General features: G+C 72.1%; 24 protein-coding genes and 1 pseudogene. 14 read left to right on the top strand and 11 right to left on the bottom strand.

Annotated elements, in window-relative coordinates; genetic code table 11:
- Window positions 1-219 precede the first annotated feature (219 nt).
- The 5 genes from gap (at window position 220) to Plo01_RS17665 (ending at window position 4,009) form a co-directional block, all read left to right on the top strand.
- Entirely contained in the window at window positions 220-1,224 is a 1,005-nt protein-coding gene (gap, locus tag Plo01_RS17680; protein WP_203891715.1) for a type I glyceraldehyde-3-phosphate dehydrogenase, read from the top strand.
- Window positions 1,224-2,411 carry a phosphoglycerate kinase gene (locus Plo01_RS40325; protein WP_239316551.1) on the top strand — a complete coding sequence of 396 codons (1,188 nt, stop codon included), beginning with the start codon at window positions 1,224-1,226 and terminating at the stop codon, window positions 2,409-2,411. The genes gap and Plo01_RS40325 overlap by 1 nt, the downstream gene beginning before the upstream one ends.
- A 3-nt stretch (window positions 2,412-2,414) precedes the next feature.
- Window positions 2,415-3,200: a triose-phosphate isomerase gene (gene tpiA, locus Plo01_RS40320; protein ID WP_239316549.1), complete on the top strand. Its 786-nt coding sequence runs from the start codon at window positions 2,415-2,417 to the stop codon at window positions 3,198-3,200.
- A gap of 144 nt (window positions 3,201-3,344) precedes the next feature.
- Window positions 3,345-3,575, top strand: a complete 231-nt coding sequence (gene secG, locus Plo01_RS17670) for a preprotein translocase subunit SecG (protein ID WP_068899030.1) — start codon at window positions 3,345-3,347, stop codon at window positions 3,573-3,575.
- A gap of 86 nt (window positions 3,576-3,661) precedes the next feature.
- Window positions 3,662-4,009, top strand: a complete 348-nt coding sequence (locus Plo01_RS17665) for an RNA polymerase-binding protein RbpA (protein ID WP_084780255.1) — start codon at window positions 3,662-3,664, stop codon at window positions 4,007-4,009.
- A 256-nt stretch (window positions 4,010-4,265) separates the two neighbouring features.
- On the opposite strand, the gene Plo01_RS17660 is transcribed toward Plo01_RS17665, so the two are convergent.
- From Plo01_RS17660 to Plo01_RS17650, 3 genes and pseudogenes are all read right to left on the bottom strand, one after another.
- Window positions 4,266-5,300, bottom strand: a complete 1,035-nt coding sequence (locus Plo01_RS17660; protein WP_203891714.1) for a sugar kinase — start codon at window positions 5,298-5,300, stop codon at window positions 4,266-4,268.
- A gap of 166 nt (window positions 5,301-5,466) precedes the next feature.
- A pseudogene (locus Plo01_RS17655) lies at window positions 5,467-6,231 on the bottom strand (IclR family transcriptional regulator); the annotation flags it as partial.
- A 173-nt stretch (window positions 6,232-6,404) separates the two neighbouring features.
- On the bottom strand, window positions 6,405-7,931 hold the full coding sequence (locus tag Plo01_RS17650) for an N-acyl-D-amino-acid deacylase family protein (RefSeq protein ID WP_203891712.1): 1,527 nt from the start codon (window positions 7,929-7,931) through the stop codon (window positions 6,405-6,407).
- 160 nt (window positions 7,932-8,091) lie between these two features.
- Here Plo01_RS17650 and Plo01_RS17645 point away from each other — a divergent pair, with 160 nt between their 5' ends.
- A complete protein-coding gene (locus tag Plo01_RS17645) occupies window positions 8,092-8,298 on the top strand; it encodes an EF-hand domain-containing protein (RefSeq protein WP_203891711.1) in 207 nt (68 codons plus the stop codon).
- 160 nt (window positions 8,299-8,458) lie between these two features.
- Here the strand turns inward: Plo01_RS17645 and Plo01_RS17640 are convergent, their stop codons facing one another.
- Window positions 8,459-8,710 carry a hypothetical protein gene (locus tag Plo01_RS17640; protein ID WP_203891710.1) on the bottom strand — a complete coding sequence of 84 codons (252 nt, stop codon included), beginning with the start codon at window positions 8,708-8,710 and terminating at the stop codon, window positions 8,459-8,461.
- 246 nt (window positions 8,711-8,956) lie between these two features.
- Here Plo01_RS17640 and Plo01_RS17635 point away from each other — a divergent pair, with 246 nt between their 5' ends.
- The 5 genes from Plo01_RS17635 (at window position 8,957) to Plo01_RS17615 (ending at window position 13,294) form a co-directional block, all read left to right on the top strand.
- Complete coding sequence (locus tag Plo01_RS17635; RefSeq protein WP_203891709.1) at window positions 8,957-9,370, top strand: TOBE domain-containing protein; 414 nt, start codon at window positions 8,957-8,959, stop codon at window positions 9,368-9,370.
- 16 nt (window positions 9,371-9,386) lie between these two features.
- A complete protein-coding gene (gene modA / locus Plo01_RS17630; protein WP_203891708.1) occupies window positions 9,387-10,181 on the top strand; it encodes a molybdate ABC transporter substrate-binding protein in 795 nt (264 codons plus the stop codon).
- A gap of 60 nt (window positions 10,182-10,241) precedes the next feature.
- Entirely contained in the window at window positions 10,242-11,024 is a 783-nt protein-coding gene (locus Plo01_RS17625) for an ABC transporter permease (protein ID WP_239316553.1), read from the top strand.
- Window positions 11,021-12,064, top strand: a complete 1,044-nt coding sequence (locus Plo01_RS17620; RefSeq protein WP_239316545.1) for an ABC transporter ATP-binding protein — start codon at window positions 11,021-11,023, stop codon at window positions 12,062-12,064. The genes Plo01_RS17625 and Plo01_RS17620 overlap by 4 nt, the downstream gene beginning before the upstream one ends.
- 177 nt (window positions 12,065-12,241) lie before the next feature.
- Window positions 12,242-13,294, top strand: coding sequence for a zinc-binding dehydrogenase (locus Plo01_RS17615; protein WP_203891706.1), 1,053 nt, complete (start codon window positions 12,242-12,244; stop codon window positions 13,292-13,294).
- Between the two features lie 268 nt (window positions 13,295-13,562).
- Here the strand turns inward: Plo01_RS17615 and Plo01_RS17610 are convergent, their stop codons facing one another.
- Window positions 13,563-14,261, bottom strand: a complete 699-nt coding sequence (locus Plo01_RS17610) for a hypothetical protein (protein WP_203891705.1) — start codon at window positions 14,259-14,261, stop codon at window positions 13,563-13,565.
- Window positions 14,262-14,294: 33 nt separating this feature from the next.
- Window positions 14,295-14,858, bottom strand: coding sequence for a hypothetical protein (locus tag Plo01_RS17605; protein WP_203891704.1), 564 nt, complete (start codon window positions 14,856-14,858; stop codon window positions 14,295-14,297).
- A 208-nt stretch (window positions 14,859-15,066) separates the two neighbouring features.
- Between Plo01_RS17605 and Plo01_RS17600 the strand changes: the two genes are divergently transcribed.
- Window positions 15,067-15,489, top strand: a complete 423-nt coding sequence (locus Plo01_RS17600) for a helix-turn-helix domain-containing protein (RefSeq protein ID WP_203891703.1) — start codon at window positions 15,067-15,069, stop codon at window positions 15,487-15,489.
- 172 nt (window positions 15,490-15,661) lie between these two features.
- On the opposite strand, the gene Plo01_RS17595 is transcribed toward Plo01_RS17600, so the two are convergent.
- Window positions 15,662-16,450 carry a transposase family protein gene (locus Plo01_RS17595; RefSeq protein ID WP_444980763.1) on the bottom strand — a complete coding sequence of 263 codons (789 nt, stop codon included), beginning with the start codon at window positions 16,448-16,450 and terminating at the stop codon, window positions 15,662-15,664.
- A gap of 323 nt (window positions 16,451-16,773) precedes the next feature.
- Between Plo01_RS17595 and Plo01_RS17590 the strand changes: the two genes are divergently transcribed.
- Window positions 16,774-17,151: a hypothetical protein gene (locus tag Plo01_RS17590; protein ID WP_239316543.1), complete on the top strand. Its 378-nt coding sequence runs from the start codon at window positions 16,774-16,776 to the stop codon at window positions 17,149-17,151.
- Window positions 17,152-17,337: 186 nt separating this feature from the next.
- Here Plo01_RS17590 and Plo01_RS17585 read toward each other — a convergent pair whose 3' ends face one another.
- Entirely contained in the window at window positions 17,338-18,471 is a 1,134-nt protein-coding gene (locus tag Plo01_RS17585; RefSeq protein ID WP_203891702.1) for an ADP-ribosylglycohydrolase family protein, read from the bottom strand.
- A gap of 188 nt (window positions 18,472-18,659) precedes the next feature.
- Here Plo01_RS17585 and Plo01_RS17580 point away from each other — a divergent pair, with 188 nt between their 5' ends.
- Complete coding sequence (locus Plo01_RS17580) at window positions 18,660-19,448, top strand: crotonase/enoyl-CoA hydratase family protein (RefSeq protein ID WP_203891701.1); 789 nt, start codon at window positions 18,660-18,662, stop codon at window positions 19,446-19,448.
- A 114-nt stretch (window positions 19,449-19,562) separates the two neighbouring features.
- Here the strand turns inward: Plo01_RS17580 and nadE are convergent, their stop codons facing one another.
- The 3 genes from nadE to Plo01_RS17565 form a co-directional block, all read right to left on the bottom strand.
- Window positions 19,563-20,396, bottom strand: a complete 834-nt coding sequence (gene nadE, locus Plo01_RS17575) for an NAD(+) synthase (RefSeq protein ID WP_373871694.1) — start codon at window positions 20,394-20,396, stop codon at window positions 19,563-19,565.
- Window positions 20,397-20,598: 202 nt separating this feature from the next.
- Window positions 20,599-21,123 carry a hypothetical protein gene (locus Plo01_RS17570; RefSeq protein ID WP_203891700.1) on the bottom strand — a complete coding sequence of 175 codons (525 nt, stop codon included), beginning with the start codon at window positions 21,121-21,123 and terminating at the stop codon, window positions 20,599-20,601.
- Window positions 21,124-21,324: 201 nt separating this feature from the next.
- Window positions 21,325-23,274 (bottom strand): ATP-binding protein, encoded by a 1,950-nt coding sequence (locus Plo01_RS17565; RefSeq protein WP_203891699.1) that lies wholly within the window; start codon window positions 23,272-23,274, stop codon window positions 21,325-21,327.
- Window positions 23,275-23,336: the final 62 nt, after the last annotated feature.

Raw genomic sequence — 23,336 nt, 5'->3', positions numbered from 1 at the left:
GTTCCTGTGCGGTCGAGGTGCTTACTGTGACGAGTGCGGGACTTTACTCGAAAAGTCCGGCGATAACTCGGAATTTGTGTGAAATGCGGGGTCAGGCAAAGGGGGGACCGCCAATGGTCTAAACCAATCGGGTTCCGCTAGTGTTCGTGATGAGGTATCAGCCCGCCCAAGACGCCGGTCCATCCGGCCGGCGCACCGACGTACGAGGAGATCGGCACCGTGAGCATCCGCGTAGGCGTCAACGGATTCGGCCGCATCGGCCGCAACTTCTGGCGCGCGGTCGCTGCCAGCGGCAAGGACATCGAGATCGTTGCGGTCAACGACCTGACCGACAACGCCACGCTCGCCCACCTGCTCAAGTACGACAGCATCCTCGGCCGCCTGCCGTACGAGGTGAAGAGCACCGCCGACGAGATCATCGTGGACGGCAAGGCGATCAAGGCCTTCGCCGAGCGCGACCCCGCCAAGCTGCCCTGGGGCGACCTGGGCGTGGACGTCGTCGTGGAGTCCACCGGTTTCTTCACCGACGCCAACAAGGCCCGCGTCCACGCCGAGAACGGCGCCAAGAAGGTCATCATCTCGGCCCCGGCCAAGAACGAGGACGTCACGATCGTCATGGGCGTCAACCATGACCAGTACGACCCGGCCAACCACACGGTGATCTCCAACGCCTCCTGCACCACCAACTGCCTGGCCCCGATGGCCAAGGTCATCAACGACACCTTCGGCATCACCAAGGGTCTGATGACCACCATCCACGCCTACACGCAGGACCAGAACCTGCAGGACGCCCCGCACAACGACCTGCGCCGCGCCCGCGCCGCCGCGCTGAACATCGTCCCGACCTCCACCGGCGCCGCCAAGGCGATCGGCCTGGTCCTGCCGGAGCTCAAGGGCAAGCTGGACGGCTACGCGCTGCGCGTGCCGATCCCCACCGGCTCGGCCACCGACCTGACCGTCGAGGTCGGCCGCGAGACCACCGTCGAGGAGGTCAACGCCGCGCTCAAGGCCGCCGCCGAGGGCCCGCTCAAGGGCTTCCTCAGCTACAACGAGGACCCGATCGTCTCGGCCGACATCGTCACCGACCCGGCCTCCTGCATCTTCGACGCCCCCCTGACCAAGGTGATCGGCAACCAGGTCAAGGTCGTCGGCTGGTACGACAACGAGTGGGGCTACTCCAACCGCCTGGGCGACCTCATCGAGCTCGTGGGTGCCAACCTCTGATGAAGGACCTGTCCCAGCTCGACGTGAAGGGCCGGCGCGTGCTCGTGCGCGCCGACCTGAACGTCCCCCTGGAGGGGGACGTCATCACCGACGACGGCCGCATCCGCGCCTCGCTGCCCACCATCAGGGACCTGGCCGGGCGCGGCGCGAAAGTGATCGTCTGCGCTCACCTCGGCCGCCCGAAGGGCTCGGTGAACCCGAAGTACTCCCTGGCCCCGGTGGCGCGCCGCCTGAGCGAGCTCCTGGAGACCGACGTCGCCTTCGCCGGTGACGTGGTCGGCGACTCGGCCCAGTCCGTCGTGGCGGGCCTGGGAGACGGCCAGGTGGCCCTGCTGGAGAACCTGCGCTTCGAGGCCGGCGAGGAGTCCAAGGACGACGTCCTGCGCGGGGAGTTCGCGCGCAGGCTGGCCTCGCTCGCCGAGCTCTACGCCGGCGACGGCTTCGGCGCGGTGCACCGCAAGCACGCCAGCGTCTACGACGTGCCGCAGATCCTGCCGCACGCGGCCGGCGGGCTGATCGTCACCGAGGTCGAGGTGCTCAAGCGCCTGACCGAGGACCCCGCCCGGCCGTACGTCGTGGTGCTCGGCGGCGCGAAGGTCTCCGACAAGCTCGGCGTCATCGCCAACCTGCTCACCAAGGTCGACCGGCTGCTCATCGGCGGCGGCATGGCCTACACCTTCCTGGCGGCCCAGGGCTTCGAGGTGGGGCAGTCGCTGCTCCAGGAGGACCAGCTCGACCAGGTGCGCGGCTTCCTGCGCGAGGCCGACGAGCGTGGCGTGGAGCTCGTCCTCCCGGTCGACGTGCTGGCGGCCGTCGAGTTCGCCGAGGACGCCGAGTACGAGGTGGTCGACGCCACCGCGATCCCGGCCGACCGGCAGGGCCTGGACATCGGCCCGCGCAGCCGCGAGCTGTTCGCGGGCAAGCTGGCCGACGCCAAGACCGTGTTCTGGAACGGCCCGATGGGCGTCTTCGAGTTCGAGGCGTTCTCCGGGGGAACCCGCGCGGTCGCCGAGGCGTTGATCCGGGCTGAGGCGTTCACCGTCGTCGGCGGTGGCGACTCGGCCGCGGCCGTGCGCCGGCTCGGCCTCCCCGAGGACGGGTTCTCGCACATCTCCACCGGTGGCGGGGCCAGCCTCGAATACCTGGAGGGCAAGACGCTGCCCGGACTCGCCGCGCTGGAGGCATAGCAGATGACCGCAGGGCGCAAACCCCTCATCGCCGGCAACTGGAAGATGAACCTCAACCACCTCGAGGCCATCGCCACCGTCCAGAAGCTGGCGTTCGGGCTGAACGACAAGGACTTCGACAAGGTCGAGGTCGCCGTGCTGCCGCCGTACACCGACCTGCGCAGCGTGCAGACGCTGGTGGACGGCGACAAGCTGCGGATCGTGTACGGCGCGCAGGACCTGTCGCCCTTCGACGGCGGCGCGTACACCGGGGAGATCTCCGGCGCCATGCTCGCCAAGCTCGGGTGCGCCTTCGTCACGATCGGCCACTCCGAGCGGCGGCAGTACCACCGCGAGGACGACGCGCTGGTCAACGCGAAGGTGAAGGCCGCCTACCGGCACTCGCTCACGCCGATCCTGTGCGTGGGGGAGGGCCTGGAGGTCCGCCAGTCCGGCGGTCACGTGGCGCACAGCGTCGCGCAGCTCGACGGGGCGCTCCGCGACGTCCCGGCCGAGCAGGCCGCCTCGATCGTCCTGGCCTACGAGCCGGTCTGGGCGATCGGCACCGGCGAGGTGGCGACCCCGGCCGACGCCCAGGAGGTCTGCGGGGCGCTTCGGGCCCGGCTCGCCGAGCTGTACGACGGCGAGGTGGCCGCCAAGGTCCGTATCCTTTACGGTGGCTCGGTCAAGTCGGACAACATCGCCGGCATCATGGCCCAGGAAGACGTCGACGGGGCCCTGGTCGGTGGCGCGAGCCTCGACCCGGGAGAGTTCGTCAAGATCTGCCGGTTCGGCGAGATGACCGGCTGACCGAGCCGTTCGGAGGGTACGACTTGACAACAGGTCGTACCCTCTTAGAGCAAGTTTGAATCGTCACGTCATACGGCGTCGTAGAGTCGTACATAAGGGGTCGCGCCCGGACGCGGGTCGCGCAACAAGGAAACAGGTCCAACGGTGACAATCGGAATCTCCATCGCCCTCATTCTGTCGAGCATGCTGATGATCCTGCTCGTCCTGCTCCACAAGGGCAAAGGCGGCGGTCTGTCGGATCTGTTCGGTGGTGGTTTCTCGTCGTCGTTCGGTGGTTCCTCCGTGGTGGAGCGCAACCTTGACCGGCTCACCATCATCACCGGGGTGGTCTGGTTCGTGTGCATCATCGCCCTGGGCCTGCTCCTTAAGCCCTAGGCCCCGATCCGGGTCCGCCGGAAGCGTGACAGTGGTTAAGCCCCCCGTATCCCGAGCGGCGGGGCCATCGAGCGAGGAGTTCATCCGTGGGTAGTGGCAACGCGATCCGTGGCAGCCGCGTCGGCGCCGGCCCGATGGGAGAGGCTGAGCGTGGCGAGGCGGCTCCCCGTGTGAGGGTCCCGTTCTGGTGCGCGAACATGCATGAGACGCGCCCCAGCTTCGCCAGCGACGCGGCCGTCCCCGAGTTCTGGGACTGCCCGCGCTGCGGTCTCCCGGCCGGTCAGGACCAGGCCAACCCGCCCGCGCCTCCGCGCAACGAGCCCTACAAGACGCACCTGGCCTACGTGAAGGAGCGCCGCAGCGACAAGGACGGCGCGCAGATCCTGGCCGAGGCCCTGGAGCGGCTGCGCTCTTCTTCGCGCCCGATCTACTGAGGCCCGTACGGCCCCGCCGGGGCCGGTACGGCCGCAACGCGGAAAAGGACCCCCGTGATCGTCACGGGGGTCCTTTCCGTATCGGGGGCGCTGCCGCATCGGTGCTCCGGCGGTCGGGCCGGCGATGTCCGCGTGGTTCGGCCGCCGGGCACCGGAGGCGACACGGCCGGAGGCGGGTACGGGTAGCGGTGGGTGCGGTACGGCTAGAGGCAGGTGCGGTACGGCCGGCGGCGGGTACGGGTAGCGGCGGGTACGGCTAGCGGCGCACCGCGTCGCCCGTGCCGCCGAGGGCCAGGGACTCCAGGTCCGCCCGCAGGGGGAGGCTCTCCCAGTCCCCGCCGGCGGTCACCGCGAACGCCCCGGCGGCGCAGGCCGTGTCCAGCCGCCGTTCCGGGTCCGCCCCGGTCAGCCAGCCGGCCAGCCAGCCGGCGGCGAAGGCGTCCCCGGCGCCGACCGGGTCCAGCTCGGTGACCCGGTAGGGCGCGCCGTGCCGTACCTCGCCCGCCGAGAGTTCCACCGCGCCCCGCGCCCCCAGCTTGACGAGCACGTGGCGGGGGCCCAGAGCGGCCAGGGCCGAAGCCAGCCCCGCGGGGTCACCCGCCGCGGCCACGTCGGCGAGGCTGCCGCCCGCGGCCGGGACGCCGGGGCCGTCGCCCGCGGCCGGCGCGGCGGGGGCGACGCCCTCGACGAGCATGCGCCCCTCCGCCTCGGTGACGAACAGCACGTCACAGCTTCTGACGATCTCATTCAGCACGGCGGCCGCCCGGTCGGGCGGCCACAGGGCGCGACGGTAGTTGACGTCCATCGAGACGGGGACCCCGGCGGCCCGCGCCTCGGCCACCGCCGCGCGGACCGCCTCCAGCGCGGTGGCCGAGAGCGCGGGGGTGATCCCGGTGACGTGCAGGACCCGGGCCGAGCGGATCAGCTCGGGGTCCAGGTCCGCGGGGCGGAGCCGGGAGCCGGCGCTCGCCGACCGGTAGTAGCGCACGTCCACCAGGTCGGCGGTGCGCCGGCCCTTGACCATCAGGCCGGTGGGCGCGTCCGGGTCGACGACGGCCCGGGAGACGTCCACGTGCTCCCCGGCCAGGGTGGAGCGGACCAGCTCGCCGAACTCGTCGGCCCCCACCCTGCCGATCCAGGCGGCCCGCAGACCCAGGCGGGTGACGCCGATCGCCACGTTCGACTCCGCGCCGCCCACGCCGAGGTCGAAGTCGCGGGCGTGCCGGAGCGCGCCGACGCGCCGCGCGGTGAACAGGGCCATGGTCTCGCCGAGCGTCACCAGGTCGGTCATCGGGCGGGCTCCGGTTCTGTCGGGAGGGACGGGAAAGACGCCGGGGGCGGAGAAGACGGGAAAAGGCCGGGAGGCAAGGGGGCGCCGGGAGGTGAGGGTGAGGAGAGGCGAGGGGGTCGAAGGGGACGCTGGGAGGCGAGGGGATGCTGGGAGGCCGGGAGAGCCGTCATCGTGACGACCCCAGCTTCCTGGATATGCGCAGGGCGGCCCGCGCCACCAGCGGTCCCAGGTCGCGCACCCGGGCGGCGGTGATCCTCGAGGTCAGGCCCGAGACGGAGACGGCGGCCGTCGCGGCGTCGTCGTGGTTGAAGATGGGCGCGGCCACGCAGCGGACCTCGGGCTCGTTCTCGCGGTCGTCCACCGCGTAGCCGCGCTGCCGGATCCGGGCCAGCTCGGTGCGGAGCCGTACCGGATCGGTGATCGTGTGGCGGGTGAGGGCCGGCATCCCGGCGGCCACGGCCTCCTCCACGACCGCTTCCGGCTGCCAGGCGAGGATCGCCTTGCCGACGGCGGTGCAGTACAGGCGCCCCCGGCTGCCGATGCGGGAGGCCATGCGCACTTTGCCCTCGTTCTCGACCTTGTCGATGTAGACGACGTACGGCGGCTCGTAGACGACCAGGTGCACGGTCTCGTCGACCTCGCGCATCAGCTCGCGGGTCTCCTCCGCGGCCACGGAACGCAGGTCGAGCGTGGACAGGTAGGCCTGGCCGAGGCGGAGCGCGCCGTGCCCGAGCCGGTAGGCGCCGGTCCTGCGGTCGCGGTCCAGCAGCCCGGTCTCGACGAGCGGGGCGGCCAGCCGCAGCACGGTGCTCTTGGACAGGCCGAGCGCCCCGGCGAGCCGGGACAGCGACAGTCCCTGCCCGGTGCTCGTGTGGTCGCGCACGTACTCCAGCACGGACAGCGCCCGGCGGAGCGAGGCCGACTGGTTGCGCCCGGAGCCGGAGCCGGAGCCGGAACCGGGACCGGGACCGGGACCAGAGCCGGAACCGGGACCGGGACCAGAGCCGGAACCGGGACCAGGACCAGAGCCGGAACCGGGACCGGGACCGGGACCGGAGGCGGGAACGGGGCTGGAGCCGGAATCGGAGCCGGAGCCTGGGGCGCTCATCGCGGCCTCAGGGGACGCCCGGGCCGCGCGCCGGTCAGGGCGCCGCCCGCCAGCACCGGGACGCCGCCGACCAGCACGTCGTCGATCCCCTCGGCCAGGACGCGCGGCCGGGAGTAGTCGGCGGTGTCGGTCACCCGGTCCGGGTCGATCACGACCAGGTCGGCGGCCATGCCGGGCCGGATCCCGCCCCGGTCGGCCAGGCCGAAGCGGCGGGCGGGGCCGGAGGCCAGGTGCGCGACCGCCTCCTGCCAGGTCCAGTCGCCCAGTTCGCGGACGTGGCGGCCGAGGAAGCGGGCGAACGCCCCGAAGGCCCGGGGATGCGGGTGGCCGCCGATGTGGATGCCGTCGGATCCGCCCAGCTGGGCCGGGTGACGCAGCAGCAGGCGCATGGAGGCGTCGTCGTTGCCCGGCGGCTGGGCGAACACGCAGCTCGCGGCCAGGCCGGTCGCGATCAGCAGGTCCGCGCAGAACGCGGCGGGCTCCCGCCCGGCCTCGGCCGCGGCCTCGGCGATGCTCCGGCCCTCGGCCCAGGCCAGCCCGGCGCCGGGGACGTGCGCCAGCACGGCGCGGTGCCAGAGGGTGGGGTCGGCCTCGCGGGCCAGGCGGCGCCGCACCTCCGGATCGTGCAGGCGTTCCACGATGCGGTCGAGATCGGGGTCGTCCAGGTCACGGGGGAGGGCCACCATCGCCAGGATGCTGAACCCGCTGAGGTACGGGTAGCTGTCGAAGGTGACGTCCAGGCCCGCCGTGAGGGCGTCGTCGATCATCCCCGCCAGCTCCGCCCCGGGACCGTGGTAGTGCGAGACGTGCAGCGCCACCCCGGACCTCTCGGCGATCAGCCGGGCCTCGGCCAGGCCGGCGGCCGCCGCCTCCTCGTAGCCGCGCATGTGGGTGACGTACGGCAGGCCGGCCGCGGCGACGGGCGCGCACAGCGCGGCCAGCTCGGCGGCGTCGCCGTACCGGCCGGGGATGTACTCCAGGCCGCTGGACAGTCCGGCCGCGCCCTCGGCGAGGCCCCGCTCCACCATGCGCAGCATCGCGCCCGGGTCGGCCGCGGCGGCGTGCCGGACCGTGCCGTGCGGGACCAGGTAGACGGTGTTGAGGGCGGTGGTCCGGTCGTAGGAGGCCAGCAGCTCCGCCACGCTCACCGGGCCGCCGTCCAGCGCCGGGTGGGCGCCGTTGATCGCGGCGAAGTAGCGGGTGACGAAGCGCAGGGTCCGAGGGGAGGACGGCGCGAAGGAGAGGCCGTCCTGCCCGAGCACGAACGTGGTGACGCCCTGCCGCAGGGCCGCCAGCTGGACCTCCGGGTCCAGCACGGTGGCGTCGCCGTGCACGTGGGTGTCGATGAAGCCGGGGACCACCAGCCTGCCGGCGGCGTCGACGCGGACCGCGCCGGGGGCGCCGGCGGAGGACAGGTCGCCGACCGCCTCGACGCGGCCGTCACGGACACCGACGTCGGCGGGGTACGGCGCGGCGCCGGTGCCGTCGATCACCCGGCCGCCGTGGATGAGCACGTCGAACACGCCGGTCAACGTAGGGGGAACCGGGGCCCGTTGTCATGTTCGCGAAGCATCGTTGTGCACCGCACAATCGTTCGTGGCCGTCGCGGGAGCGGCCGGAGTCGTCGCCTCTCCGGGAATCCCGTAGGTTGTCTGCTGACTCGGACTACGGAAGGCAGGGCACATGTCGGAGGAGCGGCTGGCCGAGCTGCGGACGGCGTTCACCGCCATCGACGGCGACGGCGACGGCTTCATCACGGAGAAGGAACTCGTCCGGCACTTCCCGGACCTCCCGGCCGAGGCGATCGGCTCGCTGCGCCAGGACGCCGACGCCGACGGCGACGGGCGGTTCTCCTTCGAGGAGTTCGTCAGGATGATGGCGCAGGACTGACCGCCGCGCCCCGGACCCCCTCCAGACCCGGGCCGCACCCCGGTCCGGGCCCCGATCTCCGCCCCGGACCCGCTGAGGTCCCGGCCCCGCTCAGATCCAGGGCCTGACCGCGGATCCGGGCCCGCCGCCGTCCGGCGCGCCCGGATCCCGGTGACTCCGGTCAGGCGCCCAGATCCCGGACGATGTTGTCGAGCCGGTCGGCCAGCATGTCGAGCTGCTGCTCGGTGATCGTGCCGCCCTCCGGAAGAACCCTGGTCAGGTCCTTGCGGCTCATGACGACCAGCCCTCGGTGGGCGTCGTCGATCTCCCGCTCCGGCATGACCAGGCAGTCTCCCCGGACGAACACCAGGGTGGCGTCGGGGTCCGATGAATCCAGCAGCTTCCGGACGCATTCTCGGTCGATGAGAGGCATGGACCGCCCCCTTATCTGTTGTGTCCGTGTCCGTACCGTATGTACGGACACGGTCTGGTCCCTCGCTTCCTGCCCGGATATCGACGGCGGAACCGTCAACCCTCCATAGCCTGGCCGCGGAGGGAGGCAGGTTCCACGGGCCGGACCCGATCTCGCGGATGCGAGGGCATTGCTACGGATCGCATCGCTACTGCGTCGGTATCCGGATGCTACACATCGAATGTGCGGAGGGTATGGTGAGGACTTGTGACGACATTCCGGATCAGCGAGGCCGCCGCGCTGCTCGGGGTCAGCGCCGACACCGTGCGCCGGTGGGTGGACGCGGGCCGGCTGACGGCCGAGCGCGATGAGCACGGCCACCGGCGCGTCGACGGCGCCGACCTGGCCGCCTTCGCCCGCTCCCAGACCGGGACGCCGGAGAACGGCGCCGGGCGCTCCTCCGCGCGCAACCGTTTTCGCGGGATCGTGACCGAGGTGATCCGGGACGCGGTGATGGCGCAGGTGGAGATCGCCGCCGGGCCGTTCCGGGTGGTGTCGCTGATGAGCCGCCAGGCGGCCGACGAACTCGGTCTGGAGCCCGGCGTGGTGGCCGTCGCGGTGGTCAAGTCCACCAACGTCGTCGTGGAGACCCCCGGCCTCGAACACGCGGCCGGAAACTGACAAGGAGTCCCCTTCGATGTCCAGGCGTCTGCTCCGCTGGGCCCTCGCCCTGCCCGTCCTGCTCGCCCTCGTGCCCGGGTGCGGCGCCGGCGAACCGGGCGCCGCCTCCACCGCGTCCGCCCCGGCGGCCGGCGGGAACGCGCAGAAGCTGACGGTGTTCGCCGCGGCCTCGCTGACCGGGGCCTTCACCGAGCTCGGCAAGACGTTCAAGGACGCCCATCCCGGCGTCACGGTGGAGTTCAACTTCGGCTCCAGCGCCACCCTGGCCCAGCAGATCGTCCAGGGCGCCCCGGCGGACGTGTTCGCCGCGGCCAGCCCGGCCACCATGAAGACCGTCACCGACGCCGCCCTGGCGGGCGCGCCGGCCACCTTCGCGCGCAACAAGCTGCAGATCGCCGTGCCGGCCGGCAACCCCGCCGAAGTCGGCGAGCTCGAGGACCTGGCGGACGCGAAGGTGAAGGTGGCGCTGTGCGCCGCGCAGGTGCCGTGCGGCGCCGCGGCCGTCAAGGCGCTGGAGGCGGCCGGGCTGAAGGTCACCCCTGTCACCTTGGAGCAGGACGTCAAGGCCACCCTGACCAAGGTCGAGCTCGGCGAGGTCGACGCCGCGCTCGTCTACGCCACCGACGTGATCGCCTCCGGCGGCAAGGTGACCGGCATCGACTTCCCCGAGGCCGACCAGGCGATCAACGACTACCCGATCGCCGCGCTGACCGGGGCCCCGGCCGGGTCCACGGCCCGGCAGTTCGTCGACCTGGTGCTCTCGGCCCGGGGCAAGGACGTGCTGACCAGAGCCGGCTTCCAGGTCCCCTGACCGGTGAGGACCTCCAACGCCCCGGTTCCCGGTCGCACCCGCGGCCGGGAACCGGGCGGCGTGTCCGGCCGGCTGCCCCGGCCGCTGGTGGTCCCGGCCGTGCTCGGGCTGGTGTTCCTGGTGCTGCCGCTGGCCGGGCTGCTGATCCGCGCCCCCTGGTCCACCCTGCCGGCGCGGCTGGCCGAACCCCAGGTGCTCCAGGCGCTGCGGCTCTCGCTGGTCACCGCCACCGTCGCCACCGCCATCTGCCTGCTGCTGGGGGTGCCGCTGGCCTGGCTGCTGGCCCGCACCGCCTTCCCCGGCCGGCGCCTGCTGCGGGCCCTGGTCACCGTCCCCCTGGTGCTGCCGCCGGTGGTCGGCGGCGTGGCGCTGCTGCTGGTGCTGGGCCGGCGCGGGCTGGTCGGCTCCTGGCTGGATCAGACTTTCGGCGTCACCCTGCCCTTCACCACCGCCGGGGTCGTCATCGCCGAGGCGTTCGTGGCGATGCCGTTCCTGGTGATCAGCGTCGAGGGCGCGCTGCGCGGCGCCGACCGGCGTTTCGAGGAGGCCGCGGCCACGCTGGGCGCCTCCCGCTGGACGGTGTTCCGGCGGGTGACCCTGCCGCTGATCACCCCGGGCGTGCTGGCGGGGGCGGTGCTGTGCTGGGCGCGGGCCCTGGGGGAGTTCGGCGCCACCATCACCTTCGCCGGCAACTTCCCCGGCACCACCCAGACCATGCCGCTGGCGGTCTACCTGGCGCTGGAGACCGAACCGGAGGCCGCCGTCGTGCTCAGCCTGGTGCTGCTGGCCGTCTCGGTGATCATCCTGGCCAGCCTGCGGGAGAGGTGGGTGGGCGGCGCGTGAACCCGCCGGTGATCCTGAGCGCCCGTCTCGTCGTGGACCGTCCCGCCTTCCGCCTCGACATCGATCTTCAGGCGGGCGCCGGGGAGGTGGTCGCGCTGCTGGGGCCCAACGGCGCGGGCAAGACCACCGCGCTGCGCGCCCTGGCCGGGCTGATCGCCCTGTCCGACGGGCAGATCACCCTCGACGGCCGCCTCCTGCACACCCTGCCGCCCGAGAACCGGCCGATCGGCGTGGTCTTCCAGGACTACCTGCTGTTCCCGCACCTGTCCGCGCTGGACAACGTCGCCTTCGGCCCCCGCTGCCAGGGCGCCTCCAAGGCGGAGGCCCGCCGCGCCGCCGCCGAACTGCTGGCGCGCGTCGGCCTGGCCGAACGCGCCTCCGCCAAACCCCGGCAGCTGTCCGGCGGGCAGGCCCAGCGCGTCGCGCTGGCCCGGGCGCTGGCCGTACGGCCGCGCCTGCTCCTGCTGGACGAGCCGCTGGCCGCCCTGGACGCCCACACCCGCCTGGAGACCCGTTCCCGGCTCCGCCGCCATCTGGCCGACTTCGACGGCGCCACGATCCTGGTCACCCACGACCCGCTGGAGGCCATGGTCCTGGCCGACCGCCTGGTCGTCATCGAGAACGGGGCCGTCGTGCAGCAGGGCAGCCCGGCCGAGATCGCCCGCCGCCCGCGCACCGACTACGTCGCCCGCCTGGTCGGGCTCAACCTGTACCGGGGTGCGGCCGAGGGGACCCGGGTCAAGGTCGGCGAGCTGCTGATGCACACCGCCGAGCCGATCGACGGCCCGGCGTTCGTCGCCTTCTCGCCCGCGGCGGTCGCGCTGTACCGCAGCCGTCCCGACGGCAGCCCCCGCAACCTGTGGCAGGGCGCGATCGAGGGCGTCGAGCGTCACGGCGACAACGTCCGAGTCCACCTGCGGGGCCCCCTCCCGGTCGTCGCCGACGTCACCCCCGCCGCCGTGGCCGAGCTCGACCTCAGCCCGGGCCGGCAGGTGTGGGCGTCGGTCAAGGCCGCCGAGACCCACGCCTACCCTGCGTGAGCACTGCCGTCCCGGCGCTGGAGACCCACGCCCGCCCGGCATGAGCGCCGCCGTCCCGGCGCTGAAGACTGATGCCGCCGCGCCCGGCGGGTCCACCGGGTGAGGGAGGCGTGGGCGGCGTATCTTCACCGGAGATCGCGTGGCCGTGCGACACCACTTACCCGTAGGGAAGACCTCATGACCGCAACCATGCTGGCCGGACGGCTCGACGTCCGGAACAAGACCTTCGCCGTCGAGGAAGTGCCCGTCCCCGAGCCCGGACCGGGGCAGGTCAGGATCAAGGTGAAGGCGGCCGGCGTGTGCCTGTCGGACGTCCACCTGATCGACGGCAGCCTGAACCCCCTCTTCCTCTCCTCGGACAAGGTCACCCTCGGCCACGAGGTCTCCGGCGTCATCGACGCCTTCGGCCCGGACGTCCCGGCCGGCTGGACGGCCGGGCAGCGCGTGCTCCTGCAGGCGGGGGAGCGGTGCGGGCGGTGCGCCGACTGCGTGCGCCTCGTCGGAGCGTGCCGGCAGGTCCGCACCCGCGGGGTCGACTACGACGGAGGCTGGGCGGAGTACGCCCTGGCCACCCACCACACCCTCGTGGCCGTCCCCGACGGCCTGCCGTTCGAGCAGGCGGCGATCATCCCCGACGCCGTCTCCACCCCGTGGGCCGCGATCGTCGCCACCGGCGGGGCGGCGCCCGCGCGGCCGGTCGGGGTCTGGGGCGTGGGCGGGCTGGGGGCGCACGCCGTCCAGCTGCTCCGCCTGGTCGGAGCAGCCCCGATCATCGCGGTCGATCCGATCGGGGCCGCCCGCGAGCGCGCCCTCGCCCTCGGCGCCGACCTCGCCCTGGACGCCGCCGCGCCCGACCTGAGGGACCGCGTCCTGTCCGCCACCGGCGGCCGGGGCCTGGACCTGGCCTTCGACATGGCCGGGGTGGCCGCCGTGCGGGAACAGGCCGTCTCCTGCCTGGCCGCGGGCGGGCGGCTCGTGCTGGTCGGCCTGACCCCCGCCCCGCTGACGATCGCCCAGAGCATCCCGTTCTCCTACTTCGGCCAGCAGATCCTCGGCCACTACGGTTCCGCTCCCGAGCACGTCATCCAGCTCGTCGAGCTCGCCCGCCACCACCGCCTGGACCTCGGCGGCTCCATCAGCGGCACTCTGCCCCTGGCCGAGGCCGCCGTCGCCGTGGAACGCCTGGAGCGCAAGGAGGGCAACCCCGTCCGCCTGGTCCTCACCCCCTGATCCGTCAGTTCGTGCTCTACCTGAATTCGCAGGATCTGATGGGCGAGGCCGATGCATTCTCGGATGGTGAGATGGCTGCAGTCCTGGACGCGGGGCACCCTCGTTCCTCCGCGGCGTCCACTGCGGCTCTCGGTATGGAATGCGCGCTGTTGAAGTCCACGAAACGGGTGGGGCACATAACTTCATCCGCCTGCGACCCGGTTTCGCCGAATGAGGGACGGCCCTTAGCCGATTACGTCGCAGGGGCTCGCTGTTGCGGACCTCGGGGTCAGTCTTCCGTTACGGTTTTGCGGACTCGTTCGGCGACGGCGTCGATGCTGTCGAGCCGCTGCCACCGGGCGTCGAGGTCCTCCTGTCCCCCGAGCAGTTGGTTACCGGTCTCGAAGATGATGCCCTGCGGATCGGGAACCGTCAGGCGGCCGCCGTCGGGCAGACCGTTCCGTTCTCCGTCGATGCGGAACGCTGTACGCCGGTCTTCGAACAAGAACAGCATCACCTTTGTGCCTGCCGGGATGGCCTTACGGAAGTCCTCAAGGGACGTGCGAGGAGTCCCATCGTGGTAGACCCCTCCTTGGTCCAAATCAACATAGACGCGGTCATCCTTGACGAGGCCGTGATTCTTTATCGATTCCTCCACCTTCACGTGCATCACGATGCGCTTCTCGGGATAAGGATCGTTTTCCATGGCGTATATATCGCGGCCCTGTTCGAAGCCTTCCACCCTTCCGACTGCGATCACGGCGTGGTCACGCGCCTTGACCAGCTCCTCGGGTGATCCCTTGTGGTCGGAGTCGAAATGTGTTGCCCGGAGAACGGATACATCGATTTTTTGGCCCGGTGTGCGGATGGCCTGGGCCGATGTTGGTTTGTTGTCCGTGTGGGTGACGGACGTCGATGCACCGCAACCAGCGATTGCAAGGGCGGCAACGGTCAGGCATAGCGTGATACGTGGCTTCGATATGGGCACCCGACACTCCTCGGTCTGAAGGGTTATCTGAGCCTAGAACCAGGCGTTGATATGGTCGATGTGGTGGCTGTTGTACGTCCGCGTCCATGCGGAACCGTCGGCCCATAGGCCGCTGCGCATGCAGTCGTGACCTTCTGCGGGAGCAGGCAGCATGGGGTCGTAGTGAGCCAGGCCAACCGTGTGGCCGAGTTCGTGACAGGCGGTCTTGGTGTACTGGTTCTCGCGGTTGGACGTCGCCGAGTCGATGAAGTTCTTGTCGACAACCGCGCGGAATCTGTCGCAGCGGTCGGCATAGGGGTCATCCCACCAGACGTCACATCTGGTGCCGCCGTACTGGCCGCTGCCCAGTACATAATTCATCCAGACCATGTCCGTCTGACCGGAGCCGCTGAGGTTGCATGAGGAGTGCAGCTGAGTCACGGTATTGGTTGCGGAGTACAGGTAATTAATTGCTGACTGCATATTGTCCTGGAGAGTGGATGGAACGGTTCCCGCATAGCAATAGATGTGGTTTCCGCCATCTGGCTGCAAACCGTTGAAGGGCCACGTGTCGGCACTGGAAGAGGCGGTTGAGGATGCCAGTGCGACGATGGCCACGGAGGTGATCGTGACGGCTTTCGAAATGACTCTAGGTAACCTCATGGGATGTTCTCGTCAGGTGACTCCGGTTGAACTCGTAGAGTCCGCAGGGTCGTGACGCCTGGCGCTTCCGGCTGTACTGCCGAGACATGCGATACGCGCAACGGGGCGGGTGCACCCCCGTCGAGCAAGAACGACGCGAGCAGGTGCGACTGCAGGCCGCTGAGTGCTTCGCGCGCGGCGAGAACACCATGCTCATCGCGCAAGAGTTACGGGTCACCGCGCGTTCGGTACGGCGCCGGCGCGCCTGCTACAACAGGGCGGTGAGCAGGCGCTGCGCTCGGCCGGCCCGGTCTCCCGAGAATGGCTGTCGGCGCAATCCTGGGCCAAGCGGGAGGCTGAACTCAAGCGCGGGACGCTGGCTCATGGCGTTGCCGATGACCAGCACTGGACGCTGAGCCGCATCAAGACGGTGATCGGCCGGATGTTCCACCTCGGCTACACCGTCCAGGGCGTAGCCAAGCTGCTCAGGCGGCACGGCTGGTCGGCTCAGATACCGCTGCGGCGAGCCGTCGAACGCGATGAGGAGGTCATCGGGGTATGGCAGGAGAAGGAGCGGCCGCGGGCAAAGCCATCGCGGCGGACCTGAGCGCCTAGATCTGCTTCGCCGAAGAAACAGGCCAGGGGCTGAGGTCGCCGAAAGCACGTACCGGCGCCCCGCGTGGGGCGCGGCCGGTGGTGGTCGTGCGCGGCCGGAGCACCGGGCGAGTGATCGTGGCCGGGGCGGTCTGCTTTCGTCCTGGTGGGCGCGCGCACCTGTTTTATGCGCTGCACACTGCCGGGGTCGCACGGGCGAGGCGAAGAGTTTCCGTTGGTGGCAGTACCGGGGTCTGATCATCTCGACGCATTGGCAGCTCGGCGGTGCGCCGCTGGTGTGGTGCTGGGACATCCTCAATGAGTGTTTTCATCCTGGCTGGCGGCCGTCTTGGACAGTCTGAAGGACGAGGATCGCCTGGACGATCCTGGTCGCGCGGTGGGGACAGCACCGTAGACGGGCCAGGACCTCCCACGTCTGGAGCGTGGCGACGGCTCGTTCGCCGATGGCGCGGATGCGGGCATGGGCCCGGTTGACCGACTTCTGGTTGCGTGACAGGCGTGGACGGTGCCGATGCCGCTTGAAGGGGTGCGAATGGTGCCCCGGCCCCCTGGTAACCCTTGTCGGCGAAGGTCTTGATGCTGATCTCGGTCAGCGCGTCGACGAGAGCGACGGTGCGGGCTGCGGTCAGGTCGTGGGTGGCCCCGGACAGCGCCGGCGAGGCCCACACCAGCCGACCTGCCGGGTCAGCCAGGACCTGCACGTTGACGCCGTGCCGGTGATGCTTGCCGGAGTGGTACGGCTTCCCGTCTGCCGGCCGGTCGGTGGGGATGAGGGTCCCGTCCAGAACGGCGTAGGCCAGCCTGGCGGCGCGGTTGACGGCGGACTGCAGGTTGTCGGCGAGCGAGGCGAGGAGGTCGACGGCTTCGCGGACGTAGCGCCAGGCAGTGGTGGTGCCGATGCCGAATCCACTGGCCGAGCAGGCGAAGGTGTCGCCGTTGCGCAGGTGGGTCATGATGAGAAGTGCCTGGCGACCCGATGTCAGGCGGCGCCATCTGCAGCCTCGTAGAGCGCGATGCCCGCGTAAGTGGCCGGCCGGCCAGTAAGGCACCGTGTTCCGTCGCTGTTCCGTGAGGGCGCCGAAAACAGTGAGAAGCGACGCGAGGCGACCACAGAGGTAACCCCTGCTCGGCGGCATGATCGAGCGGTTTTTGCAGGTGACCGGGGCAGGGGCCGGAGATCACCCAGATCTACGAGGGGCGAGGGCCGCTGGTCCTTCAGGTCGCTGGAGCCGTGCTAGGACAGCGTGAGAATGATGGAGCGGTGAGTCTTCCAAGCTTGGAGCATCAGCGCCTGATGGCGGTCGCTGCGGCCCTGTTCGTCCATGGGACAGATACCCCCGAGCTCCTGCACCTATGGCTCCGCCTGGAGACGGTGACCGTCGTGGTCCGTGTCGCCGCTGACTGGACGTTTCACATCGCGCCGGACGAGCCTGGGGAGAGCTACACGATGCCGGAACTCGGTAGCCGCGTCGACATCGTTCCCGCTTCCGTGGAGGTTTCCTCCGCGCGGCATGTCGGGGAGCGGCTTGTACGCGTGGTCGAGGAGTTCGATGCCGAGGACCCCGACCAGGGCGTGGGGGCGGAGTTCGTCTTCGAGACGGGAAGCGTAGTCGCGTGGAGTTTCGAAGGTGACCTTCACTTGGCCGGCCGATGAGCTGAAGACCGCTGGAGTAGGCGCTCACCGCTGAAGCTGATCTCGCTCGGAAGGAAGATCGCAGGGCACATCCAGGGCACATGCGGGCGACAAACCCTGGAAACCAGCAGAAGGCGTCGAGAGGCGAAAACGCGTCCTGACCAGGCTTGCCGTACGGAGATCCTGGTCAGGGCGCTGACGGTCGCGCTACGACGGGTAGCGGACGACGAGGTCGCCGGCCGGGGCGGAGGCGCCGGTGAAGGCCGTGACGAAGTCGTCGGCGACCTGGAGGATGGCGTCGCGGCCCTCGACCGCGTGCGCCCAGCCGGCGGGCAGGGCGTGCTCGCCGTACGCCGCGCCGAGGATGTTCCCGCAGATCGCGCCGGTGGAGTCGGCGTCGCCGGAGTGGTTGACCGCCAGCAGCAGGGCCCGGCGGGGGTCGGGCTCGGCCAGGGCGCAGTAGACGGCGATGGCCAGGGCCTCCTCGGCGACCCAGGCGCCGCCCAGGCTCTCGACCTTCTCCGGGGTGGGATCGCCCTTCGCGGCGAGTCGCCGGGCGGTGCGCAGCGCCAGGCCGGTCTCCCGGTGCTCGGCGTCCTGGCCGTCGAAGGCGGACAACCATCCCTCGGTCATCGTGACGGCCCGGGTCAGGGAGTCGCCCCGGACGAGCCGGCCGATGAGGCACGCCAGCGCGCCGGAGGAGACGGCGGCGGTGGGGTGGCCGTGGGTGATGCGGGCGGCGGCGGCGGCCAGGGTGGCGGGGTCGCCGGCCGATCCGGGCTCCGGGGCCGTCCCGTCGCCGTTCCCCGTGCCCGGGTCCCGCATGTCCGGGAGGAGGCCGAACGGGGCCGAGCGCATCACCGTGCCGCAGCCCTTGGACCGGGGGTTGACGGGCCCGTGGTCCAGGGGGAACCCGGGCGGGGCGGGCACGATTCCGGAGCGCAGGCCGGACAGGCAGGCGTTTCCGGGCGCGCGGCGGGCGTACAGCCACCGCTGGGTGCGCAACTCCCCGGTGCGGAAACCGCCGCCCTCGGGGAGCGGCGCCCGGTGCTCCTGGGTGTCGAGCCAGCGCAGGTAGGCGTCGCGCACGGCGGTCAGGGCGTCGCCGCCGTGCAGCCGGGCGCGGATCAGGCCCTCGGCGGTGAACAGCGTCATCTGGGTGTCGTCGGTGATCTCGGTCTCGACCATCTCCGTGAGCCCCGACGGCCCGAACCGCGAGCGGATCGCGCCCAGCGACATGAACTCGACCGGATTGCCGAGGGCGTCGCCGACGGCGCCGCCGAGCAGGCAGCCCCGGACGCGGGAGCCGTACGGCACGGCCGGGGAGGGGGACTCCGTCATGATCGTCCTTTCCGAGTGATCGATCAGCAGGTCGGTTCTACCAGGCGGCCGTGACACCCGGGGGCGGTCCGCCGTTCCGTCTCATGATCGCTGTTCGCGTGCGGGGGTGATCGCCGTCGTCCGCCGCCGATAGGCTCCTGCCGAGCCGGCGCTCCGGGCGGCGGCCGTACCGGACGGGAGGGACGCCGATGACCGGACGGGCGACGGTCGTGGTGCGCCGGGAGGGGCCGGTCACTCTGATCGGGATCAACCGGCCGGAGCGCCGCAACGCCGTGGACGGCCCGACCGCGCGGGCGCTCGCCGAGGCCTTCCGCGCCTTCGACGCCGATCCGGACGCCTCCGTCGCGGTCCTGTACGGCGAGGGCGGGACGTTCTGCGCGGGCGCCGACCTGCGGGCGCTGGGCACTGAAGATGGCAACCGCGCCGAACCGGACGGCGACGGCCCGATGGGCCCGACCCGGATGCGGCTGTCCAAGCCGGTGATCGCCGCGATCAGCGGGCACGCCGTGGCGGGCGGCCTCGAACTCGCCGTCTGGGCGGACCTGAGGGTCGCCGACGAGACCGCCGTCTTCGGGGTGTTCTGCCGCCGGTGGGGCGTCCCGCTGATCGACGGAGGCACCGTACGGCTCCCGCGCCTCATCGGCCAGAGCCACGCGATGGACATGATCCTCACCGGCCGCCCGGTGGACGCGGCCGAGGCGCTGCGGATGGGGCTGGCGAACCGGGTCGTCCCGGCCGGGCGGGCGGTGGAGGCGGCCCGCGACCTGGCCGCGGGGCTGGCCGCGTTCCCGCAGACCTGCATGCGCCGCGACCGGGCCTCGGTCCTGGACCAGCACGGCCTGGACGAGCCGGAGGCGCTGGCCGCGGAGTTCCGGCACGGCCGGGTCTCACTGGCGGCCGACGCGATCGCCGGTGCGGCCCGTTTCACCGCCGGAGCCGGCCGGCACGGCTCGTTCGGCGGCCCGGCGGACGCCTAGCGGACCCCTCCCGTCCCGGGCGGCGGTCGTCTCCGCCTCCCCCGACCGGCCGGCGGGACCGGCTTGCGGGGAGGCGGTCGTCTCCGCCTCCCCCGACCGGCTGACGGGATCGGCTCAGGGGGCGATCGGCGGCTGCCGCTTGTGCTCGGTGAGCCGGTAGCGGCCGACGATTGCCGCGAAGGCGGCCTCGCCGACCGGCTCGCCTTCCAGGAAGTCGTCGATGTCGTCGTAGGTGACGCCGAGGGCCTCCTCGTCGGGCCTGCCCGGGTTGAGCGTCTCCAGGTCCGCGGTCGGGGTCTTGTGAACCAGCGCGGACGGCGCGCCCAGAGCCTCCGCCACGGCCCGCACGCGCCGCTTGGTGAGGCCGGTGAGCGGGACCACGTCGGCCGCGCCGTCGCCGAACTTGGTGAAGAAGCCGGAGACCGCCTCGGCGGCGTGGTCGGTGCCCACGACCAAACCCTCGTTCGCGCCCGCCACCGCGAACTGGGCGATCATGCGCTGCCGGGCCTTGACGTTGCCGTGCGTGAAGTCCTGGTGGTGCGCGTCGCGGAAGACCAGGCCGCCGGCCAGCAGCGCCTCCAGCGCGGCGTCACTGGCGGGCTGCACATCGACGGTCAGGACCCGGTCGGGCCGGATGAACTCCAGCGCCAGCTGCGCGTCCCCCTCGTCGGCCTGCACGCCGTACGGCAGCCGCATCGCGAAGAACGTCGCCTCCCGCCCGGCGGCGCGGACCCGCTCGACCGCGAGCTGGCACAGCCGTCCCGCGGTCATGGAGTCCACGCCGCCGCTGATGCCCAGCACCAGCGAGCGCAGGCCCGTGGACGTCAGCTGCCCGGCGAGGAAGGCCACCCGCCGCTCGATCTCCTGCCGCGCGTCGAAGGACGCGCTCACCTGGAGATCCCGGGCGATCTCCCGCTGCAGGGGGGTGGGCAGGGACGTGGACGCCAGGTCGGTCACGGTCGCTCCTCGCTCGGGCCCGCGCGCGGGGGATCGGCACGCGCCGCCGGGCCCGGCGCCACAGTCGCGTGCAGGGGACGGAAGCACTCTAGAGGAAGGCCGTGACCTCCCGTTCGGCCGGGCCGCCGCCCCGCCCTCCGGCGGGCGCGGGCGGCGGGGGACCGGTCGGCCGTCAGGTCACGGGGACCGGCCGTCAGGCCTCGGGGATGGAGTGCCACTCACCCTTGTTGAACACGTGGTGGCCATGCTTGCCGATCTGGCTCACCCGGACCTTCACGGCGCTCACATCGGTCTTCCAGAAGGCGAACTCCTTGGGGTGCTTGCCGTAGTGGCACCACTTGTAGGAACGGGCGTCATACCACTTGCCATGGGGAGCGCCGATGCGCTGGACCTTGAACTCGACATAGGCGCACTTGCGGGGGTGGTGGTCCAGGTCCCAGAGCTCTCCCTTCACCCTGATCTTGTATGAGCCGTTCTTGGCCTCTTCGAGCTGGACAGTGCCCCGCGCCTTGGCCCGGTCGTGCTTGGCGGAGTACGGCCCCCACGGGTAGTGCGCGGGGTCGTGGGTGACGGTGACGTCGGGCGCGGGCTCGGCGGTGACCGTGCCCACGGAGGCGTTGGCGGCGGGGAGTGCGAGGGCGGCGGCGGCGACGCCGGCGGGGACCGCGGCGCCGACGGCGACGGCCGCGGCGAGCAGGGTGCGGATCGGACGGTGCATCGAGCTCCTCCTGGAACGGAAGGTCGGCCCGGAGGGCGGAAGCCGCCGGGCGGGAACGGGAACGAGGGCCCGGGGGTCACCGGGTCCGCCTCGGTCCGGGCGCCGTCTTCGATGACGGCGCCTCGACCGGAAGGCGTGACATCCCGTTCCATCCCGGGCGGACGCGTGGAACTCCCCGGGTGCGCGGGCCGTACGGGGAGGTCAGCGGGGGTGGTAGGAGCAGCGCAGGCCGGTGTGGACGGTGGCGCGCAGCTCCTCGCCGATCACGGGACTGGACGCGGTGACGCGGGCCAGGGCGCGCCGGACGGCCTTGCCCACGGCGATCCTGGCGCGCTCCTCGCTGTCGCTGAACCGGCGCGCGCGCCCGCCCAGGCCGGTGGCGGCGGCCAGCTCGGCGAGCAGCCAGTCACGCTCGGCGCGGGAGGCGGCGGCGCGCTGGGCGTCGTCGAGTGACTCGAACTCCTCGATCTCCGCCTCCAGCTGGGACAGCCGTTCCTGGTAGGCGCGCCTGGCCTGGTCGTCCAGGAGCGGCTGGGCCGAGACGGCCTCGTCGCCGGAGACCCCCTCGTCGGGGAGGGACGGGCCCGTCACCAGGTCGACGGCGCGGATCTCCCGGCCCGGATTGGCGATCAGAACCGCCAGGTGCCGCATGCCCACGCTGTCGTCGACCAGGGCGCTCCGGCCGGCCAGCTCCAGCCGCCACTGGCGGCCGTGGCGGCGGCACGCCACGGCCACCGGCCCGCCGCTGCGCCGTGCCGTGTGCGGCGCCGTCCACGCGGGCAGCGCCATGCCCAGCCTGGCGGCCTCCTGCTCGGCCAGGGCCAGCTCCGCCCGCGCCGCCTCGCCGTGCGCCCCGCCGCGCAGCGTCAGCGCGTGGCCCAGCCGCAGGCGGGACAGGACCACGGCCGGCCAGTGACCGAGCGCGAGGTTGCCGTCGACGGCCTGCCCGAGGTGCTCCACAGCCGTGTCGATCCGGCCGGCGGTGAGTGCGGCCGTGCCCAGGGTCAGGTGGGTGGAGCCGAAGCACGCCACCCCCAGGCTGGCGATCATCGGGAGATGGGCGAACGGCACGAGCAGGTCGTACGCCTGAGCGGCGGTGCCGGCGTCGTCGAGCAGATGGGACGCCTCCACCACGCCGTGCATCGCCGCCAGCCAGCTCCTGCCGCGGGGCAGCTCCGCCAGCCCGGCTCCGCGCAGCCGGGCCAGCATCCCGCGGGCCAGGTGCTGGTCTCCGGCGGTGGCGGCGGCCACCGCCAGGACCGCGAAGTACGCGTAGTCGGCCGAGCCCAGCGCGGGCGTCCGCACCAGCTTCTCCAGGGCCGGGACGAGTTCGCCGATGCGGCCCTGGTACCAGCGGATCACGGCGATCTGGGCGCCGTACCATCCGACGGCGTCGTCATCGCCGGCGGCGTGACCCCGCTCGGCGCAGGAGGCCGCCAGCGCCTCGGCGTGGGCGAACCGCCCCGCGCGGACGGCGAGCATGACCTCGATCGCGCTCACCACGAACCCGACCGCCAGATGGTCCTCCACCGCCAGCAGGTCGCGCAGTTCGTGCAGGGACCGTTCGGCGTGCGCGTCGGCGGCCAGGAACAGATCGACGCTGCGCCACAGCAGCCCCATGAGCACGTCGCTCCGGCGGCCGGTCCAGGAGGCCTGGCCGATCAGCTCCTGGGCCAGCTCCAGCCGGAGCTCCCGGTACCGCGGATCCATCAGGCAGTGGTGGGCCAGGCTGAGCGCCTCGGCCGTCGCCACCGCGTCACCGCTCTCCCTCGCCTCGGCCAGCGCCCGCAGGACGGTGCCGTGCGTGCCGCGGCGGTAGTCCTCCTCGGCGCAGAGCCTGGCGCGCAGCCGTACGGCCAGAGGGCCGGCCGGGTCGACGGCCGCCAGGGCGCGGCGCTGGCGCGCCCGCACCATGGCGGCCTCCGCGGCGGTGCGGTGCTCCTGCACCCACACCCCGCCCAGCCCCAGGGCGGCCCGGGCCATCGCCGGACCGTCGTCCAGCCGCTCGGCCGCGCTGTAGGCCAGATCGAACCACCATCGGGCGGTCTGCAGGTCGCCCTCGGCGTGCAGGGCGCGCTCGGCCGCCGTGAGGGATGACTCGACATCCCCGTGGGCGTCCGGGCGTTCTTCCAGGTGGTACGCGACATTCACGAGATCCCCCCAGCCGCGCCGGGTCCTGGTCCCCCGCCCGGCCGCGGTGTCCAACGATGCGA

It is taken from the genome of Planobispora longispora, assembly GCF_016863135.1.
GTDB lineage: Bacteria > Actinomycetota > Actinomycetes > Streptosporangiales > Streptosporangiaceae > Planobispora > Planobispora longispora.
The sequence above is the reverse complement of the archived record's forward strand: the minus strand, read 5'-3'. Positions and strand labels throughout refer to the sequence as shown.

Excerpts from the sequence above, each read along its gene's own strand:
- Plo01_RS17595 (WP_444980763.1), bottom strand. The coding sequence starts at position 16,450 with ATGACCCACCTGCGCAACGGCGACACCTTCGCCTGCTCGGCCAGTGGA.
- Plo01_RS17660 (WP_203891714.1), bottom strand. The coding sequence starts at position 5,300 with ATGACCGACCTGGTGACGCTCGGCGAGACCATGGCCCTGTTCACCGCG.
- Plo01_RS17570 (WP_203891700.1), bottom strand. The coding sequence starts at position 21,123 with ATGCACCGTCCGATCCGCACCCTGCTCGCCGCGGCCGTCGCCGTCGGC.
- Plo01_RS17615 (WP_203891706.1), top strand. The coding sequence starts at position 12,242 with ATGACCGCAACCATGCTGGCCGGACGGCTCGACGTCCGGAACAAGACC.
- Plo01_RS17645 (WP_203891711.1), top strand. The coding sequence starts at position 8,092 with ATGTCGGAGGAGCGGCTGGCCGAGCTGCGGACGGCGTTCACCGCCATC.
- Plo01_RS17640 (WP_203891710.1), bottom strand. The coding sequence starts at position 8,710 with ATGCCTCTCATCGACCGAGAATGCGTCCGGAAGCTGCTGGATTCATCG.
- Plo01_RS40325 (WP_239316551.1), top strand. The coding sequence starts at position 1,224 with ATGAAGGACCTGTCCCAGCTCGACGTGAAGGGCCGGCGCGTGCTCGTG.
- Plo01_RS17580 (WP_203891701.1), top strand. The coding sequence starts at position 18,660 with ATGACCGGACGGGCGACGGTCGTGGTGCGCCGGGAGGGGCCGGTCACT.
- tpiA (WP_239316549.1), top strand. The coding sequence starts at position 2,415 with ATGACCGCAGGGCGCAAACCCCTCATCGCCGGCAACTGGAAGATGAAC.
- modA (WP_203891708.1), top strand. The coding sequence starts at position 9,387 with ATGTCCAGGCGTCTGCTCCGCTGGGCCCTCGCCCTGCCCGTCCTGCTC.
- Plo01_RS17585 (WP_203891702.1), bottom strand. The coding sequence starts at position 18,471 with ATGACGGAGTCCCCCTCCCCGGCCGTGCCGTACGGCTCCCGCGTCCGG.